This is a genomic window from Streptomyces sp. NPDC091280 (genome assembly GCF_044768565.1).
GTDB lineage: Bacteria > Actinomycetota > Actinomycetes > Streptomycetales > Streptomycetaceae > Streptomyces.
Genome location: NZ_JBIVUZ010000001.1, coordinates 1000033 through 1016572, shown reverse-complemented (window position 1 = coordinate 1016572; position 16540 = coordinate 1000033). Strand labels below are relative to the sequence as shown.

Sequence of the window (16540 nt, the reverse complement as noted above, 5' to 3'; positions counted from 1 at the left end):
GGACGCCGTGGGCAACCGCAACCTGACTGGTACCTGCCGCATATCCACCGTTTCCCAGCGGTAGAAACCACCTTGGTGGCAGTCTGCTCAACAGCAGATACGCAAAGTGGCAATTTCGAGGCATCCAGCCGGAGGTGCACGTTCCCGTGGCGTCAAGTGTCAATCCCACCGTCAGGCGACGCCGGTTGGGCCAGGAGCTGCGTAGGCTCCGAGAGCTCAAGGGCATGACGGCCGAAGAGGTCGCCGAGCGGCTGCTGGTGTCGCAGTCGAAGATCAGCCGGCTGGAGAACGGCCGGCGCAGCATCAGCCAGCGTGACGTCCGCGATCTGTGCGGGGTCTACGAGGTCGAGGACGTCCGGATCGTCGACTCGCTGATGCAGATGGCCAAGGACTCGCGCCAGCAGGGCTGGTGGCACTCCTTCGGAGACATCCCGTACAGCGTCTACATCGGTCTGGAGACGGACGCGGCGTCGCTGCGGGCCTACGAACCCCAGATCATCCCGGGCCTGTTGCAGACCCGGCCCTACGCCGAGGCGCTCATCCGGGGGGCGTTGCCCGAGACCTCGCCGAGCGACATCCAGAAGCGCGTCGAAGTGCGGCTGCGCCGACAGGAACGGGTCTCCGCCGCGGAGTCCCCGCTGAGGCTGTGGACGGTGCTGGACGAGGCGGCCCTGCGCCGGGTGGTCGGGGGCCGCCAGGTGATGCGCGAGCAGCTGGAGAACCTCGCCGAGATGTCCCAACTCCCGCACGTCACCGTGCAGGTGCTGCCGTACGAGGTGGGCGCGCACCCTGGCCTCAACGGTCAGTACGCGATCCTGGAGTTCCCCGACGCGGCGGACTCCAGCGTCGTGTACATCGAGGGCGTCACCAGTGACCTGTACCTGGAGAAGGCGGCCGACGTCCAGAAGTACAGCGTCATGTACGAGCATCTGCGCGCCCAGGCGCTGAACGTGGACCAGTCGCACCAGTTCATCGCGGACATCGCGAAGGAGTACGCGCGCTGAGTCGCCCCGCCCGGCGGAAGGGGTCGCACTGTACACCTTCCGCCGGTCGAGATGGAAGCACCAGGGGAATATGCCACCCGGTCGAGTGAATGGCCGCTTCGCCTACCGATGTTGGCGAGTAGCGTCGATCACGCCATCGAGCAACTGGCTTTGGCGCAAACCGTGTTGTCACCTCCGGAGTGTTCGTGGCCGGATGTGACGCGGTGACAGCGACTCATCAACTGGCGTAACCGGAGCAAAAATGGCAATTCAGCAAGGCGCCAACGACAACTGGATCAAGTCCTCGTACTCGGCCGGGAACGGCGCGTGTGTCGAGGTCAAGTCCCCAGCTCTCGCGGCGTTGGCCGTACGGGACTCCAAGACCCTCGACGGCCCCACGCTGGCGTTCCCCGTCGACGCGTGGAACGCCTTCGTGGCCGAGGTCGGCAGGGGGGCTGTCGGCCTCGCGTGACGGATGATCACTCCAACTTCATAGCCCCACCGAAAGAGCCCTCTCGACTGGCCCGCCGTCCCGGCCGAGGGGGCTCGGCCATGCCCACCCACCAAAGCCCACCGGGCCGACCCAACGGCGGCCCCATGTCTCGTGCGACGCTCATTGGCCCCTGTCACGGTGACGGGGTTGGTGCCACGGATGCGTTCCCGTCCGCGCTACGGGGGCGGACCGGTGCGTGCCGGGGCGACGGGGCCGGTGCCACGGTCGCCGACCCGTCCGGGCCACGGTGCCCCAGTGGCTGGTGCCGCGCTCACTGGTCCCCGCCACGGACTTGGCTGGTGCCACGGACGCTTTTCCGCCCGTTCTGCGGGGGCCGACCGGTGCGTGCCGTGGTGACGCCGGTGCTACGGTCGCCCGCTCGTCCGGGCCACGGTGGCTCACTGGCTGGTACCGCGCTCACTGGTTCCCACCACGGTGACCGAGCTGGTGCCACGGATGCTTTTCCGTCCGCGCTTAGGGTCCACCGGTCCCCGCCACGGCGACCGCACCCGCGCCACCCCGCCCACCCGTCCGCGCCGGGCCACGCCCGCCGGCCCCCGACCCCATTCGCCAGCTCCCTGCCGCAGCCGCCGGGAACCCCCATCACAGACGCCCGCCCCGCGAGCCCCCGGCCCCGCCCAGCAGCCCCCTGCCACAGCCGCCAGGACCCCCGTCACCGCCACCCGTCACGGACCCCCGCCACAGCAGCCAGGGACCCCTCACGGACCCCCGCCCCAAACCCCCGTCACGATCCCCAGCCCCAGCCCCTGCCTACTCCGCCCCAGCACCCCCCACCTACCACCTACTCCACCCGCCCCCCTCCACCGGAAACGCCACATCGCACACCGCGTCCTCGGGGCCCGCGGCCGTCCAGTCCGCGAAGTACACCTCGCGGCACGGACCGGCGTACCGCAGCCCCTGTTCGGCGATCCAGCGCTCCACCGCCTCGAAGGCCGCCAGGATCTGCGGATGGGCCACCTGTGCCTTGGTGATGCGGGTGTAGGCCAGCCGTCGGGCCGGTTCCACCCGGACCGTCGTCTGGCGGGCCCGGCCCTGCCGCGCGGCCCACGCCCGGGCCGCCGCCTCGTCCGCGACGGGCACGCAGGACTCGGCGGGGCCGTCGCTCTCCATCGACACCTCGGAGTGGTAGACGACGAACGGCGCGCCGCTCACGCCCCCGCACTCCTCCGCCGCCGCCTCCAGGCGCCCCAGCGAGGCCTCGATCCAGGCCGGCAACTCGTCCGCGAGGGTGTGCCGGGTCTCGGTGATCAGCACCTGTTCCGGTACCTCGACGGTCTCGACCACGAACGTTCCGTACATCTCGGAGCTCCTCCCCGAAAGCCGTGCACGGAGGTACTCCGCGAGCGTGCGCTGCCCGGCGACCCGGATCTCGACGTCCGCCCAGTACGCGGCGAGGAGTTCCGCCGCCCGCGCCCCGTCCGCCTCGATCACCTCGGCGATCCGGGCCAGCGGCATGTCCAACTGCCGTAGCAGCGCCACGAGTCGGGCCCGCTCGACCTGGTCGGCGCGGTAGTGGCGGTAGCCGCTGACCGCGTCGACACGCGCCGGCGGCAGCAGCCCGAGGCGGTCGTACAGCCGCAGCGCTTTGGCCGAAAGCCGTGCCCGCGCCGCGAACGCGCCGATGGTCAGCAGCTCGTCGTCCACCTCGTCGTCCACCCTCGCATCCTCCGTCACCGGGCGGTATCCGTCCGCCCGGTGACAAGGACGCTCAGCCCTGCCCCAGGGGCAAGGTCAACACTCTTCTACGACAGTACGCACGACAGTACGCACGACAGGTCGTACGAGAGTACGTACGGCGGTGGTGCTAGGCGACCGCGCCCTCCACCGCCGCCACGACCTCCGCCGACTCCGGCTCGGTCTGCGGGGAGAAGCGGGCGACGACCGTGCCGTCGCGGCCGATGAGGAACTTCTCGAAGTTCCAGCGGATGTCGCCGGTGTGGCCCTCCGCGTCCGCGAAACCGACGAGGCGCTCGTACAGCTCGTGCCGGCCGTCCCCGTTGACCTCGATCTTCTCGGTCAGCGGGAAGGTCACGCCGTAGGTCGCCGAGCAGAACTCGGCGATCTCCTCGGCGCTGCCGGGCTCCTGCCCGAGGAACTGGTTGCAGGGCACGCCCAGCACGGTGAAGCCCTGTGCCGCGTACCGCTCCTGAAGTCGTTCGAGGCCGGTGTACTGGGGGGTCAGCCCGCACTTGGAGGCCACGTTCACCACGAGGACGGCCTTGCCCGCGTACTGCGAGAGGTCCGCCGAGCCGCCGGTGAGCGACTCGATCTCGACGGCGAGGGGACCCGTGTTCTCTGTAGTCGTCATAACCGGATGCTAACTCCGGTAAATGTCGTTCTCCCCACGGCCCCACCACCCTCCGCACCCACCACCCTCCGCACCCACCGGCCCGCCGCCTGCACCACGACCTCACCGGCCCGCGGCCCGCACCACGATCTCCCCGGCCGCCGTCCGCGAGTACAGCACCGAACGCCCCGCCCGCCGCCGCTGAACCAGCCCCGCGTCCAGCAGCACCCGCAGATGCCGGCCCACCGAACCGAGCGCCTGCCCGGTCACGGCGGTCAACTGGCTGGTGCTCATCGGCGATCCGAGGAGCGTCAGGACCTCCGCCCGCGAGGCGCCCAGCAGCGTCCCCAGACTCTCGGGCACCCGCCGCCCGCCGTGGTCGGCGAGGACACCCGCGCACGGATAGACCACGGCGTACCGGTGCGGTTCCTCCCACGACACCCACCCCGCCCTCGGGGTGACCGGCATGAACAGCAGCTCCGCGCCGGAGATCTCGCGCGGCGGATTGGCGTACAGGTTGATCTGCAACCGGTTCTCCCCGAGCCACCGCGTCCGCCCCGGTTTCAGGGCGTCCAGCACGGCCGCCCAGCCGCCCCGGCCCACCTGCGCGGTCCGGGCCACGACATCGGCCTCCAGCACGCGCCGCCGCCGCGCCCAGTACGGCCGTACGGTCTCCTCCCAGACGTACTCCAGGAGTCGGGCCGTCCGCTCGGGCAGGTCGTCGCGCTCCAGGACGGCGGGGAGCGGTCCGGCGAGGGAGACCGCGAGGTCGGCGCGGGCGCGCGCCGCGGGGGTCTGCCGCACCCGGGCGACGGTCTCCGCGAACGACTCCCGGTCCGTCTGCGTCGGGCAGCAGAAGTCGGCGATCCAGGACCGTCCGAGGGCCGCCCGCACCAGCGGTCCGGTGACCGGGTCGTCCGCCAACAGCGCCCGGTAGCCCGGCAGATGATCCCGCAGCCACTGCTGCTCACCGGGGTGCGCGCCGACCCCCGTGTGCAGCAGTCCCAGCGCGGCGAAGGTCTCGGCGAACGACGACAGCACGAACCGGCTCCGGGCCAGGGTGTCGGCGTTGAGCTGCCACCACCCCATCCGCGCCCCCGTCCGCACCCCTCGTGTTTCGCGTCCGCGCGAAAGAATAGGGCCCCCGGGCGCACCCCCGCAGACTCCGTGCATGCGCAGCTACCGCGAGCTATTCCGCATCCCCGAGTATCGGCCGTTCTTCCTCTCCTACGTCGCCCAGACCGCGGCCCAGACGATCAGCGGGCTGGCGCTGGCCACCCTGGTGTACGGGGCGACGCGGTCGCCGCTGCTGTCGGCGGTGAGCATGTTCGGGCCGCAGCTCGCGCAGATGGTCGGCGCGACCTTCTTCCTCTCCGGAGCCGACCGGCTGCCCCCGCGCGCCACCCTGGCCGGCCTCAACACCGCCTTCGCCGTCTGTACGGCCCTGCTGGCGCTGCCCGGCCTGCCGGTCGGGGCGGCCTTCGGCATCGTCTTCGCGCAGGGCCTGATCGCCTCGCTGGGCGGCGGAGTGAGCGGAGGCCTGCTGACCGAGATCCTGCCCAAGAACGGCTTCGTGCTGGGGCGTTCGGTCTTCAACATGGCCTCCGGCCTCACCCAGGTCACCGGTTTCGCGACGGGCGGCGCCCTGCTGGCTCTGCTCCCCCCGCGCGCCTGCCTGCTGCTGGCGGCGGCCCTCTACGCCGTCACGGCCCTCGTCGTCCGCCTCGGCCTCACGGCCCGTCCGCCGCGCGCCGCCGGCCGCCCGTCCGTCGCGGCCACCTGGCGCACCAACGCCCTCCTGTGGTCCGCCCGCCCCCGCCGCCTCACCTACCTCGCCCTGTGGGTCCCCAACGGCCTGGTGGTCGGCTGCGAATCCCTCTACGTCTCCTACGACTCCGGGTCCGCGGGCACGCTGTTCGCGAGCGCGGCGCTCGGCATGTTCGTCGGCGACCTGACCCTGGGCCGCTTCGTACCCGCCGCCCTGCGCGCCCGCCTCGACGTCCCGCTGCGGCTCCTGCTGGCCGCGCCGTACCTGTTCTTCGTGCTGCGCCCTGGCCTGCCGTGGGCGGCCGTCGCGGTGTGCGTCGGCTCCGTCGGCTACGGCGCGAGCCTCGTCCTCCAGGAACGCCTGATGGCGCTCACCCCCGGCGAACTCGCGGGCCACGCGCTCGGGTTGCGCTCGGCCGGTCTGCTCACCATGCAGGGCGTCGGCGCGGCCCTCGCGGGCAAGGCGGCCCAACTGACCTCCCCGGCAACGGCGATGACCCTGATGGCGACCGTATCGGCGTCGGTCACAGGGGTGTTGGCGGTATGCGCCCGGCAGAACCGACAACTGACGCTCTCTGTCGGTGCGTCCTGATCGGCACGGCTCGGGCGATCCGTACTTTTCCGTGTCCACAGGCATCCTTGACAGCGTCCGTACTGTTTCGCGACGTTTGAGACCTGCCGAACTGTTCGTGTCTCGTCGTACCGTGGAAAGAGCAGGCAAGGGCGCGCACGACGCGTCGTGGGGGAAATGTGGGGGGACGATCGCCCATGCGATCCATGCGATCCAACGGCAAGGCGGACATCACGATCCACAGACCGGAGGAGTTGACCACCGCGCTCCGCCAGGCCTGGCACAAGGCGATGGACGAGTCGCCGGACTACGCGAACCCTTTCCTGGCACCGGAGTTCGCGGACGGTGTCGGCCGCCACCGCGGCGGCGCGCAGGTGGCGGTGCTGCACGAGGGCGGCGAGCCGGTCGGCTTCCTCCCGTACGAGCGCAACGCCGTCGGTGTCGGCCGGGCCATCGGCCTCGGACTCTCCGACTGCCAGGCCCTGGTGCACCGGCCCGGTGTCACCTGGGACGTCCAGCAACTCCTGCGCGCCTGCGGCCTGTCGGTCTTCGAGTTCGACCATCTCGTCGAGGAACAGCAGCCGTTCGGCCGCCATGTCACCGGCACCTTCGCCTCCCCGGTGATCGACCTGAAGGACGGCGACGGCGAGGTCCCCTACCCCGAGTGGCTGCGCGGCGCCTACCCGGGCATCGCCAAGACGACGTTGAAGAAGGAACGCCGACTGGCCCGCGACCTCGGCGAGATGCGCTTCGTCTACGACGACCGCGACCCCGAGGTGCTGCGCACGCTGATGCGCTGGAAGTCCGCCCAGTACCGCAGGACCGGCCGCATGGACCGCTTCGCCCGCCCCTGGATCGTAGACCTGGTGGACCATCTGTTCCGGGTCCGCGAGGAGCACTTCACCGGCGTCCTGTCGGTCCTCTACGCGGGCGACCGCCCGGTGGCGGCCCACTTCGGACCGACCTCCCGCACGCTGTTCGCGGCCTGGTTCACGGCGTACGACCCCGAACTCCGGTACTACTCCCCGGGGTTGATCATGCACCTCAGGATGGCCGAGGAGGCGGGCCGGCACGGTGTGCGCCTGATGGACCTGGGCCGCGGCGACAAGGAGTGGAAGGACTGGCTCAAGACCCGCGAACTGCGCGTGGGGGAAGGTTTCGCCACCCGCCCCCACCCGGTGGCCACGGCCCACCGCCTGTGGCGCCGCCCGGTCCGCGGCCTGCGCAACACGGTCCTGGCCCACCAGTCCCTGCGCGACCCGGCGGACCGCCTCCTGAAGACGGTCGGCTCACTGCGGACATCGGGCCGGACGACCCGCAAGGGGTGACGACACGCTCCGCGTGCCGCTGCCCCCACATCGCTCACGCCCTTCATTCCTTCTTCATTCCTTGACGCTCCTCTTCCGCGCTCTTCCCCGGGCTCTTCCTCCGTCCCGTCACCCGCGCGACAGGCGGCCGTGGTAGACAACGCCGATGACGGTCGGGGCTGTTGACGGACCCCCGGCCCGCGGGCGACCGCGCGACAACAGGAGGGGGCCACCCGTGCTTCTGAAGACCTTCCGCTGGTCGTTCGCGGTCACCGCGCTCGGCCTGGCCCTGGGAGTCTGGTACGGCGGCTGGACGGCGTTCGGCGTCATCGCGATCCTGGCCGTCCTGGAGATCTCGCTGTCCTTCGACAACGCGGTGGTCAACGCCGGGATCCTGAAATCGATGTCCACGTTCTGGCAGAAGATCTTCCTGACGGTGGGCGTCCTGATCGCGGTGTTCGGCATGCGCCTGGCGTTCCCGGTCGTCATCGTCGCCGTCACGGCGAAGAAGAGCCCGATCGACGCGGTCAACCTCGCCCTGACCGACAAGGACCGCTACGAACAACTGGTCACCGACGCGCACCCGGCCATCGCGGCCTTCGGCGGCATGTTCCTGCTGATGATCTTCCTCGACTTCGTCTTCGAGGACCGGGACATCCAGTGGCTCGGCTGGCTGGAACGCCCGCTCGCCAAGCTCGGCAAGGTCGACATGCTCTCGGTCTGCCTCGCCCTGATCGTCCTGCTGATCACGTCCTTCACCTTCGCGACCCACGCCCACCAGCACGGCGGCGGCCACGCGGACAAGGCGCAGACGGTCCTGATCTCCGGCATCGCCGGCCTGATCACGTACATGATCGTCGGCGGCCTCTCCGGCTTCTTCGAGAACCGCCTGGAGGCGGAGGAGGAAGCGGAGGAAGCGGAGGAGGAGGCTGCGGCGGAACGGGAACGCCAGGGCGGACGCTCGGCGGTGGCCCTCGCGGGCCGGGCCGCGTTCTTCATGTTCCTGTACCTGGAGGTCCTGGACGCCTCCTTCTCCTTCGACGGCGTGATCGGCGCGTTCGCGATCACCAACGACATCGTCCTGATGGCACTGGGCCTGGGCATCGGCGCGATGTACGTCCGCTCGCTGACGGTCTACCTGGTCCGCCAGGGCACGCTCGACGACTACGTCTACCTGGAGCACGGCGCCCACTACGCGATCGGCGCCCTCGCCGTGATCCTCATGGTGACCATCCAGTACCAGATCAACGAGGTCATCACCGGCCTGGTGGGCGTCCTCCTGATCGGCTGGTCCTTCTGGTCCTCGGTACGCCGGAACAACTCCCTCGCGGAGACGGGGGAGGGGGAGGGGACCGGGGCCGCTGAGGGGGCGGGGGCGGCGAGGGTGCCGTAGAGCGGGACGAACTCCGGCACACTGAACGGGCAGGCGGACTTCGCCCCTCGGTGAACGGAGTTGCCCCCGTTGAGTCACGGCACCGTCGATGTCTTCGTCAACTACCGGACCGCCGACACCGGTTACGGCGCGGCGGCCTGCTACGAGTTGCTGGCGCGGGTCTTCGGGGCCGAGCGGGTCTTTCGGGACTGTGTGTCGATGCTGCCCGGCGAGCTCTACCCGCGGGCGATCCGGGAGGCCTTGGAGGAGACCCGGGTCCTGCTGGTGCTGATCGGGCCGGACTGGTTCGCCGAGGAACCGGGCGGTGGCAGGCGGCTGGTGGACCGGGAGGAGGACTGGGTGCGCCGGGAGATCCGGCGGGCCTTCGAGCGGGACATTCCGGTGGTGCAGGTGTCGCTCGACGGCGCTCCGGTCGTCGTGGCGGACGAACTGCCCACGGACATCGCGCGGTTGGCGTCCTGTCAGGCGGTGCGGGTCAGTCATCGGGCGCTCGGGGACGATGTGCGGCGGCTGGTGGACGGGATCACCGGGTTGGTGCCGGAGCTGTTGCTGCCCGATCTGTTTCCGCCGCAACGGGAGCTGCCCGCCGCGCCGTTGCCCAGCATGTTGCTGCAAGCCGACTACGGTGTGGTGCCTTTTGCGCGGGCCGACGATGAACTGCCGCGCCTGGCGGACTGGTTGGCGGGACCGGATCCGCTTGCCGCGCGGCTGGTGACCGGGGCCGGCGGGCAGGGCAAGACCCGGCTGGCGCACCAGCTCGTCGAAGCGGCGAGGGCTGAGGGGTGGACGGCGGGGCTGCTCGCCGAGCAGGTGCCGGAGCGGGTGCTCGACCGCGTCCACGAGTTCCGGGGGCCCCTGCTGGTCGTGGTCGACTACGCGGAGGGCCGTACCGAGCAGATCGCCGCCGTCGCTTCGGAGTTGATCGCCCGGCCCGCCGGACAGGGTTCGGCCCGGCTGCTGTTGCTCGCCCGGTCCGCCGGTGTGTGGCCGCAGCTGCTGCGCCGTCACCGAGACGACCGTGTCTCCCTCCTCTTCACCGATCTGGCCGAGCGTCCGCTGCCCTCGGTCGTCGCCGCGCCGGAGGACCGCCCCGCCGAGTACGAGCGCGCGCTGCACGCCTTCGCGGCCCGGCTGGAGCGGCCCGCGCCGGTGAGTGCGGTGCCCGACGGGCTCGGTTCGGCGCGGTACGACCGGGTGCTGGATGTGCATGCCGCCGCGTTGGCGGCGCTCCTCGACGAGGCCGCGGCGGACGACGCACGGGACGCGGTACCCGTACCGGGACCGGGCGGCGTGCCCGCGCGGCGCGATCCGTTGCTGCGGGTCCTCGACCACGAGCGGCGCCACTGGGCGGCGACGGCCGTGCCGTACGAGCTGCCGGGGCCCGGGAGCCTGCGGTACGACCAAGTGGTCGCGGCGGCAACGCTGTTCACGGCGCGCGGTACCGAGGAGGCCCGGACGCTGTTCGGCGCGCTGCCCACGTTCGACGGCGCGGGGCGCGACACCGTGGAGCGTCACCTGCGCTGGTTCTACGCCCTGTATCCCGGTCCCGACGCCCTCAACCCGCTGCGTCCGGACCGGCTCGGCGAGGACCTGGTGGCGGGCACGCTCCTGGACCAGCCGGAGTTCGTGGAGTGGGCGGCGCCCGTCGTGGGGGAGGTGCAGGTCACGCGGGCGCTGACGGTGCTGGGACGGGCCGCGCCGCGCCACCCGCACGTCGGGAGGGCGATGACCGCGCTGCTCGACGCGGACCCGGCCGCCAGGCTGCCGTTGGCCATCGCCGTCGCCACGCAGTTGCAGGACACCACGTTGGTCGGGGTGTTGGGCGAGGTGAGCGACAAGGCCGCCGGGCCCGGCTTCGATCTCGCGGAGTCCGTGCTGGGCCATCTGCCGGACAGCAGCCTGGCGTTGGCCGCGTTCATGGTGGTCAGCACCCGCGCCGCCCTCGAAGCGGAACGGCGCGAGGAGCGGCCCGACGCGGAGACGCTCGCCCAGTTGACGCACAACCTGTCCCTGCGGCTCACCGCCGTGAACCAGCACGACACAGCCCTCGTGCACGCGGCCGAGGCCGTCGAGATCTACGCGCGACTGGCCGACGAGGACGAGGAGTTCGCACCGGAACTGGGCTCCGCGCTCAACACCCTCGCCGGCGCCTACTCCCACTCCGGCTTCCCCGAGGACAGCCTCGACGCGGCGGTCCGCAGCTGCGAGATCCTGAGCCGGGCCGCCGACAACTCGCCCCAGCACCAGCAGCTTTACGCCACCGCGCTCACCAACTACGGCAACACACTGGGCGACTTGAGCCGTCACACCGAAGCCGTCGCCGCCGCGGAACACGCGCTGGAACTGACGACGGCACTCCAACTCCCCTCCGATGCGCCGGAGAAGGACCGGATGGAGGGCCTGTACCGGCTGGCGAACGCCCAGCACAACCTGTCCGCGATCCGCGCCGGAGCCGGCCTGCACGGCGGCGCGCTGACCGCCGCCGAGGAAGCGGTACGGATCTTCCGGCAGCTCGACGCCGCCGACACCGACCGGTTCCGGGACGCCCTCGTACGGGCCCTGGGCAACCTCAGCGCAGCCCACTCCGAACTGCGCCGGCCCCAGGAGGCGGCCGACGTCGCGGCAACGGCCGTAGACCTGGCCCGCGACCTGGTGGAGCGCCACGGGGAGGGTCATCTCCACTTCATGGCCGACGTGTTGAACAACAGCGGGGCCGCCCTGCGCCGGCTCGGCCGCCACGAGGAGGCCGTCGCGCACCTCACCGAGGCCGTGGCGCTGTACCGGACCCTGGCGGCCGTCTCCCCCGCCAACGAACTGCCCGCCCTCGCCGCCGCGCTCCACAACCTGGGCGACTGCCTCCTCGACACCAGACAGCTCTACAAGGCGCACGACGTCTACGACGAGTCGATCGACATCTACCGCAAACTCGTCGACCCCCGACCCGACGCCACCGAGCCCGACCTCGCCGAATCCCTCCTCGCCCAGGCCGACGTCCTGCACGAACTGGGGGAGTACGAGGAGGCGTTGACCCTCGCCGCGGAAGCCGCCGAGATCCTGCGGCGACTGGCCGAGACCGGCGCGGCGGTACTGCGCCGCAAGCTCGCGAAGGCGCTGCATCTGCTGGCGCTGATCCACGCCGACCTGGGCCAGGGCCCGGAAGCCGTCGCCTGCGCGGCGAGCGCGGCCGAGCACCTGGGCGAACTGGTCGCGGCCGAACCGGAAGACCTCTTCGACCTGCGCGACGAATGGGCGACCGCACTGTTCACCTACGGCCGCGTGCTCGACGAGAACGACCGGCCGGACCGCGCCGTCGAACCGTTCGCACGGGCGACGGAGGTACTGCGCACACTGATCCAGGACACGGACGAAGCCACCGGCCACGACGACCAAGACCACCACGGCTACCGCGACTTGCTGGGCGGAGTGCTCAACGACCATGCCATCAGCCTCAGTTCACTCGGCCGCCACGAGGAGGCGCTCGCCCGCGTCGAGGAAGCCGTACGCCTCCGCCGCGACCTGGACCAGACCGTCCCCGCCCACCGCATCGCCCTGTGCCAGTCGCTGAACAACCTGGCGGACACACTCGGCGACCTGGAACGCCACGCGGAAGCACTCGTCCGGGCGGACGAGGCGGTGGACCTGGCCGCCGTCCTCCGAGCCCATGACGACGAGGACGACGAGGACAACGAGGACGGCGAGGACTACGGAGAACTGCTGGTACACACCCTCACGACCCGGGCGACCCTACGGGCCGGAGCGAACACCCCGTCCGCCCCCGACCCGGCTCTCGACTCCGCGGTCGCAGACCTGGTCCGCGCCTGGCACGCGGCGCTCTCGGCGGAGGACGACGCGCTGGAGGACGTGGTCCGCGAAGCCCTGCGCGATCTCGCCGCGGGAAGCCCGCGCCGAGTACGCGAGGCGTGGCGGGCGGTGACGGGGGAGCCGTATCCACTGGGGCGGCGCTGACAGCCGGGCAAGGCCCCTCGCCACAGCGGACAGCGCGCCTACCCGAGAGGTAGACGCGCTGGTCAGTGGCTGTGCCCCCGGCAGGATTCGAACCTGCGACACCCGCTTTAGGAGAGCGGTGCTCTATCCCCTGAGCTACGAAGGCGGGGCGGCGGTGCAGTCGACGTACGGCCGCGCCACCGGCGTCAGTGTAGCGCGTGGCGGGTCGGCGGTCGGCGTCTCGGTGGGGGGTCGGGGGCCGGGGGAGCCGGGGGTGCGGGTACCGGTCGGCGGGAGCGAGAGTTGGTTGTTCCGGGGCGTCCCACCGTCCGTGCTTGCTAGAATTCCGCCAGTTCCTTCCTTCGGGTCGACACCTCCGGTCATCGAACAGCCGGACCGGGTGCCGACCCTTTTTTGATGCCCTGCGTCGGCTCCGCGTTCAGAAGTCGAGAAGTCCGGCAGCCCCGCAGCGCGCCCCGCAGTAGTCACACCCCACCACTCCGCACCGACGTGCCACCGTGCCCGTCGGTCCTTCGTCATGGAGTTCCGCAGATGACAGACACCGCCGCCCTGCCCGCGCCCCAACTCCCGCCCCTGCGGCGGGACTCGGGGTTCCGGAATTTCTGGCTCTCCCGTGCCGTGTCCGGTCTCGGGTCCGCCGTGACCGCCGTCGCGCTGCCCGTCCTGGTGTTCCAGCAGAGCCGGTCGCCGTTGCTGGTGTCCCTGGTCGCGGCGGCCGGGACGCTGCCCTACCTCGCGTTCGGCTTGATCGCGGGCGCGGTCGCCGACCGTGTGGACCGGCGCACCCTGATGATCGTCACCGACCTCCTCAGCGCCCTGTGCCTCGGTTCCGTCCCGCTCGCCCAGGCCCTGCACGCGCTGACCGTGGGACATGTCGTCGTCGTGGCCTTTCTCAGCTCCAGTCTGTCCCTCTTCTTCGACGCCGGAGGCTACGGCTTCGTCCCCGCCCTCGTCGGCAAGGACAGGCTCCCCGCGGCCAACAGCGCGCTCTACGGCGCCGACACCGTCGTCCGGATCATCGGCAATGGTGTCGCGGGCGTCCTCATCGCCCTGCTCCACCCCGTGGGCACGCTCACTCTCGACGCGCTGAGCTTCGCCGGCTCCGCGCTCTTCCTTCGGGCCGTGGTCAACTCCCCTGCCCGTGCGGCCGGTTCGGGTCCGCGGCCGGGTCTACGGGAATCCGTCCGTGAAGGGGTGCGGTTCCTGGCCGGGCATCCGACGCTGCGGGTCATGACCGTGGTCGGCACCCTCCAGTCGTTCTCCGGCGGAGCCATCGTCGGCCAACTCGTCGTCTTCGCCGACCGCGTCCTCGGCATCCACGGCACGGACGGCCGTATCGGCCTGCTCTACATGGCGTGGAGCGCCGGCGGCATCGGCGGCTCCCTGCTGCTGCCCCGACTGCGCCGCCGCTACGACGCCTTCCCGCTGCTGCTCGTGGTGCTGCCGGTCGGCGCGCTGCTCGGACTCGTCGTCGTGCTCTCCACCGACTGGCGGCTCGCGCTGGTCGCGCTGGCGGCCTGGGGGAGCGCCTACCTGGTCGTGCTGGTCAACACGATGACCTACTCCCAGGAGGTGACCCCGGCCGAACTCCAGGGCCGGGTCAACACCACCCGCCGCATGCTCTCCTCCGGCCTGGGCGTCCCGCTCGGCGCGCTGGTCGCGAGCGCCGTCACGGTATCCAGCGGGATCCGGGCGGGCATGGCCACCGCGGTCGTCTCGATCACCCTCGCCGCGATCGTCGTCTGGGTGGTCTGGGCCGTACGACTGCGCGGGGCGCGGGAACGGGCCGTCGAGGCGTAGCCGGCGCGGCCCCCGCGCTCACGAGTCCTCCCGCGCCTCCTACGTCCCCTACACCCGCTACGTCCCCTACACCCGCCACGCCCCCTCCGACCTCTACGCCCCCGGAACCCGCGTGAACCGCCCCGCCACCCGCAGGTCCGCCTCGATGCGGCCCGCCGTCTCCAGCAGTTCGGGCAGGACGGCCGCGACGTACTCGGCGGCCGGGCGGCGGGCCACATGGGTCGCCGTGTTCAGCGCGGCGACCACCCGGCCGGTGCGGTCGCGGACGGGGACGGCGAGTGCGCGCAGGCCCGCCTCCAACTCCTCGTCCACCAGGGCGTATCCCTGGGACCCGACCCGCTCCAGGGCGGCCGACAGCGCGCCGGGGTCGGTCAGTGTGCGTGGGGTCAGGGGACGTGCGGCGGACAGGGCGTCTCGTACGGTCGCCGGTGGGGCGTCGGCCAGGAGCACGCGGCCCAGGGCCGTCGCGTAGGCCGGGAAACGAGTGCCGACCGCGATGTTGACGCTCATCACGCGGCTGGTCGCGACCCGGGCGGTGTACTGGATGTCGTGGCCCACGAGGATCGCCAGGGACGCCGACTCGTGGATGCGGGCGGCGAGGGCGGTCAGGTGCGGGGTCGCGAGGGACGGCAGGGTGGTGCGGGACAGGGGCGGGAAGCCCAGCGACAGCACCCGGGGCGTCAGTGTGAAACGGCGGTCGCCGGACGGTGCCACCAGGCCGAGGTGTTCGTAGGTGATGAGTGCCCGGCGGGCGGTGGCACGGGGCAGTCCGGTCGCCTGGGCGACCTCCGTGAGGGTCAGTTCGGCGCGGCCCTCGCCGAAGGCCGTCAGGACCGTCAGTCCGCGGGCCAGGGACTCGACGAACTCCCGGCCCAGTTCCTGCTTGGAGGCGCCCGTCCAGGTCGCCAGGCCCGAGGGCGCGGCCACCGGGTCGCCCTGGGGCGCCGCGCGCAGGTCGTCCTCCATCGCCTCGACCGCCACCCGCAGCCGGGGCAGCAGCGTGTCCCGCAGGTCCGCCGCGGTGTGCCGGCTCGTGTGGCTCACGACGCTCGCCACGCACGCGATCGTCCCGGTACGGGGGTCGCGCACCGGCACGGACATCGCCACCAGCCCGGGTTCGATCAACTGGTCGTCCAGTGCCCAGCCGTTCTCGCGGGCCAGGTCCGCCGACCGTTCGAGGTCGGGACCCGGGGACGACGGCCCGCGCGGGGGCACGGCGGGGAAACCGCGGTCCTCCGGGTCCGCGGCCCGGCGCTCGCGCCAGCGCGTCCAGTCCTCTTCGGTCCACTCGGCCGCGAACAGCGGTCCCGGGGCGGTGCGTTCGGCCGGCAGCAGGTCGCCGATGCGGAAGCTCAGGGACATCGCGCGGCGGCGGGTCGCCTGGTGGATGAAACGGATGCCGTCCCGGTCGGCGACCGCCAACGACACGGACTCGTCCAACTCGTCGGCGAGGGCGTCCGCGCGGGCGTCCAGGAGGGACGGCAGGCGCAGGGCGGCGAGGTAGGCGTTGCCCAGTTCCATGATCCGAGGGGTGAGAACCGTGTCCCGGCCGTCGAGACGGACGTATCCCATGCGGGCGAGGGTCGCGGTGATCCGGTCGACCGTGGAGCGGGCCAGGCCGGTGGCCCGCTCCAGCGCGCTGAGGCTCAACGTGCCGCCCGCCTCGGTGAGTTGCCGCACCACGGCGACGCCCCGGATCAACGGCGCGACCGCCTCGGCGGGCACGGCTCCGGCACGGTCGTCCAGCGTGGTCTCAGCGGGCATCGGCTCTCCGGTACGGCGGTCTCGGCAGCCCTACGGTAAGCCCGCGCGAGCCGGGGCCGAGCGCCGAGCCGTAGCGCAGTCCATGTCCTGAGCCACGTCCCCGTCGCCGGTGACGCGGTCCCTGTCGCCGTCCCGTCGTCCCGTCGTTCCGTCGTCCCGTGGTTCCGTCGTCCCTGTCGCGGTCCCGT

Annotated in this window: 11 protein-coding genes and 1 tRNA gene; 7 read left to right on the top strand and 5 right to left on the bottom strand. The window is 71.8% G+C overall.

Annotation, left to right across the window (positions count from 1 at the left end; translation table 11 throughout):
* Positions 1 to 146: 146 nt before the first annotated feature.
* Together ACIQPR_RS04660 and ACIQPR_RS04655 are read left to right on the top strand one after the other, a co-directional pair.
* Entirely contained in the window at positions 147 to 1004 is an 858-nt protein-coding gene (locus tag ACIQPR_RS04660) for a helix-turn-helix transcriptional regulator (protein WP_262062656.1), read from the top strand.
* 241 nt (positions 1005 to 1245) lie between these two features.
* Entirely contained in the window at positions 1246 to 1455 is a 210-nt protein-coding gene (locus tag ACIQPR_RS04655) for a DUF397 domain-containing protein (RefSeq protein WP_093628465.1), read from the top strand.
* An 816-nt stretch (positions 1456 to 2271) separates the two neighbouring features.
* On the opposite strand, the gene ACIQPR_RS04650 is transcribed toward ACIQPR_RS04655, so the two are convergent.
* From ACIQPR_RS04650 to ACIQPR_RS04640, 3 genes are all read right to left on the bottom strand, one after another.
* Positions 2272 to 3171 (bottom strand): MerR family transcriptional regulator, encoded by a 900-nt coding sequence (locus ACIQPR_RS04650; RefSeq protein ID WP_403641827.1) that lies wholly within the window; start codon positions 3169 to 3171, stop codon positions 2272 to 2274.
* A gap of 130 nt (positions 3172 to 3301) precedes the next feature.
* Positions 3302 to 3805, bottom strand: coding sequence for a glutathione peroxidase (locus ACIQPR_RS04645; protein WP_403641824.1), 504 nt, complete (start codon positions 3803 to 3805; stop codon positions 3302 to 3304).
* Positions 3806 to 3907: 102 nt separating this feature from the next.
* Positions 3908 to 4873 (bottom strand): helix-turn-helix domain-containing protein, encoded by a 966-nt coding sequence (locus ACIQPR_RS04640; RefSeq protein ID WP_403641821.1) that lies wholly within the window; start codon positions 4871 to 4873, stop codon positions 3908 to 3910.
* A gap of 82 nt (positions 4874 to 4955) precedes the next feature.
* Here ACIQPR_RS04640 and ACIQPR_RS04635 point away from each other — a divergent pair, with 82 nt between their 5' ends.
* The 4 genes from ACIQPR_RS04635 (at position 4956) to ACIQPR_RS04620 (ending at position 12788) form a co-directional block, all read left to right on the top strand.
* Positions 4956 to 6143 carry an MFS transporter gene (locus tag ACIQPR_RS04635; protein WP_403641818.1) on the top strand — a complete coding sequence of 396 codons (1188 nt, stop codon included), beginning with the start codon at positions 4956 to 4958 and terminating at the stop codon, positions 6141 to 6143.
* 176 nt (positions 6144 to 6319) lie between these two features.
* Positions 6320 to 7450 carry a GNAT family N-acetyltransferase gene (locus ACIQPR_RS04630; protein ID WP_403641816.1) on the top strand — a complete coding sequence of 377 codons (1131 nt, stop codon included), beginning with the start codon at positions 6320 to 6322 and terminating at the stop codon, positions 7448 to 7450.
* 214 nt (positions 7451 to 7664) lie between these two features.
* On the top strand, positions 7665 to 8822 hold the full coding sequence (locus ACIQPR_RS04625; RefSeq protein ID WP_403641812.1) for a DUF475 domain-containing protein: 1158 nt from the start codon (positions 7665 to 7667) through the stop codon (positions 8820 to 8822).
* A gap of 69 nt (positions 8823 to 8891) precedes the next feature.
* Positions 8892 to 12788, top strand: a complete 3897-nt coding sequence (locus ACIQPR_RS04620; RefSeq protein WP_403641809.1) for a tetratricopeptide repeat protein — start codon at positions 8892 to 8894, stop codon at positions 12786 to 12788.
* Positions 12789 to 12860: 72 nt separating this feature from the next.
* Here ACIQPR_RS04620 and ACIQPR_RS04615 read toward each other — a convergent pair.
* A tRNA-Arg gene (locus tag ACIQPR_RS04615) sits at positions 12861 to 12933 on the bottom strand.
* Positions 12934 to 13319: 386 nt separating this feature from the next.
* Between ACIQPR_RS04615 and ACIQPR_RS04610 the strand changes: the two genes are divergently transcribed.
* Positions 13320 to 14588, top strand: a complete 1269-nt coding sequence (locus tag ACIQPR_RS04610) for an MFS transporter (protein ID WP_403641806.1) — start codon at positions 13320 to 13322, stop codon at positions 14586 to 14588.
* A 93-nt stretch (positions 14589 to 14681) separates the two neighbouring features.
* Here ACIQPR_RS04610 and ACIQPR_RS04605 read toward each other — a convergent pair whose 3' ends face one another.
* The gene (locus tag ACIQPR_RS04605; protein ID WP_403641803.1) at positions 14682 to 16352 is read right to left on the bottom strand and encodes an IclR family transcriptional regulator C-terminal domain-containing protein; all 1671 of its coding nucleotides are present in this window, start codon (positions 16350 to 16352) and stop codon (positions 14682 to 14684) included.
* Between the last annotated feature and the right edge of the window lie 188 nt (positions 16353 to 16540).

Excerpts from the sequence above, each read along its gene's own strand:
- ACIQPR_RS04640 (WP_403641821.1), bottom strand. The coding sequence starts at position 4,873 with ATGGGGTGGTGGCAGCTCAACGCCGACACCCTGGCCCGGAGCCGGTTC.
- ACIQPR_RS04630 (WP_403641816.1), top strand. The coding sequence starts at position 6,320 with ATGCGATCCATGCGATCCAACGGCAAGGCGGACATCACGATCCACAGA.
- ACIQPR_RS04655 (WP_093628465.1), top strand. The coding sequence starts at position 1,246 with ATGGCAATTCAGCAAGGCGCCAACGACAACTGGATCAAGTCCTCGTAC.
- ACIQPR_RS04610 (WP_403641806.1), top strand. The coding sequence starts at position 13,320 with ATGACAGACACCGCCGCCCTGCCCGCGCCCCAACTCCCGCCCCTGCGG.
- ACIQPR_RS04635 (WP_403641818.1), top strand. The coding sequence starts at position 4,956 with ATGCGCAGCTACCGCGAGCTATTCCGCATCCCCGAGTATCGGCCGTTC.
- ACIQPR_RS04645 (WP_403641824.1), bottom strand. The coding sequence starts at position 3,805 with ATGACGACTACAGAGAACACGGGTCCCCTCGCCGTCGAGATCGAGTCG.
- ACIQPR_RS04605 (WP_403641803.1), bottom strand. The coding sequence starts at position 16,352 with ATGCCCGCTGAGACCACGCTGGACGACCGTGCCGGAGCCGTGCCCGCC.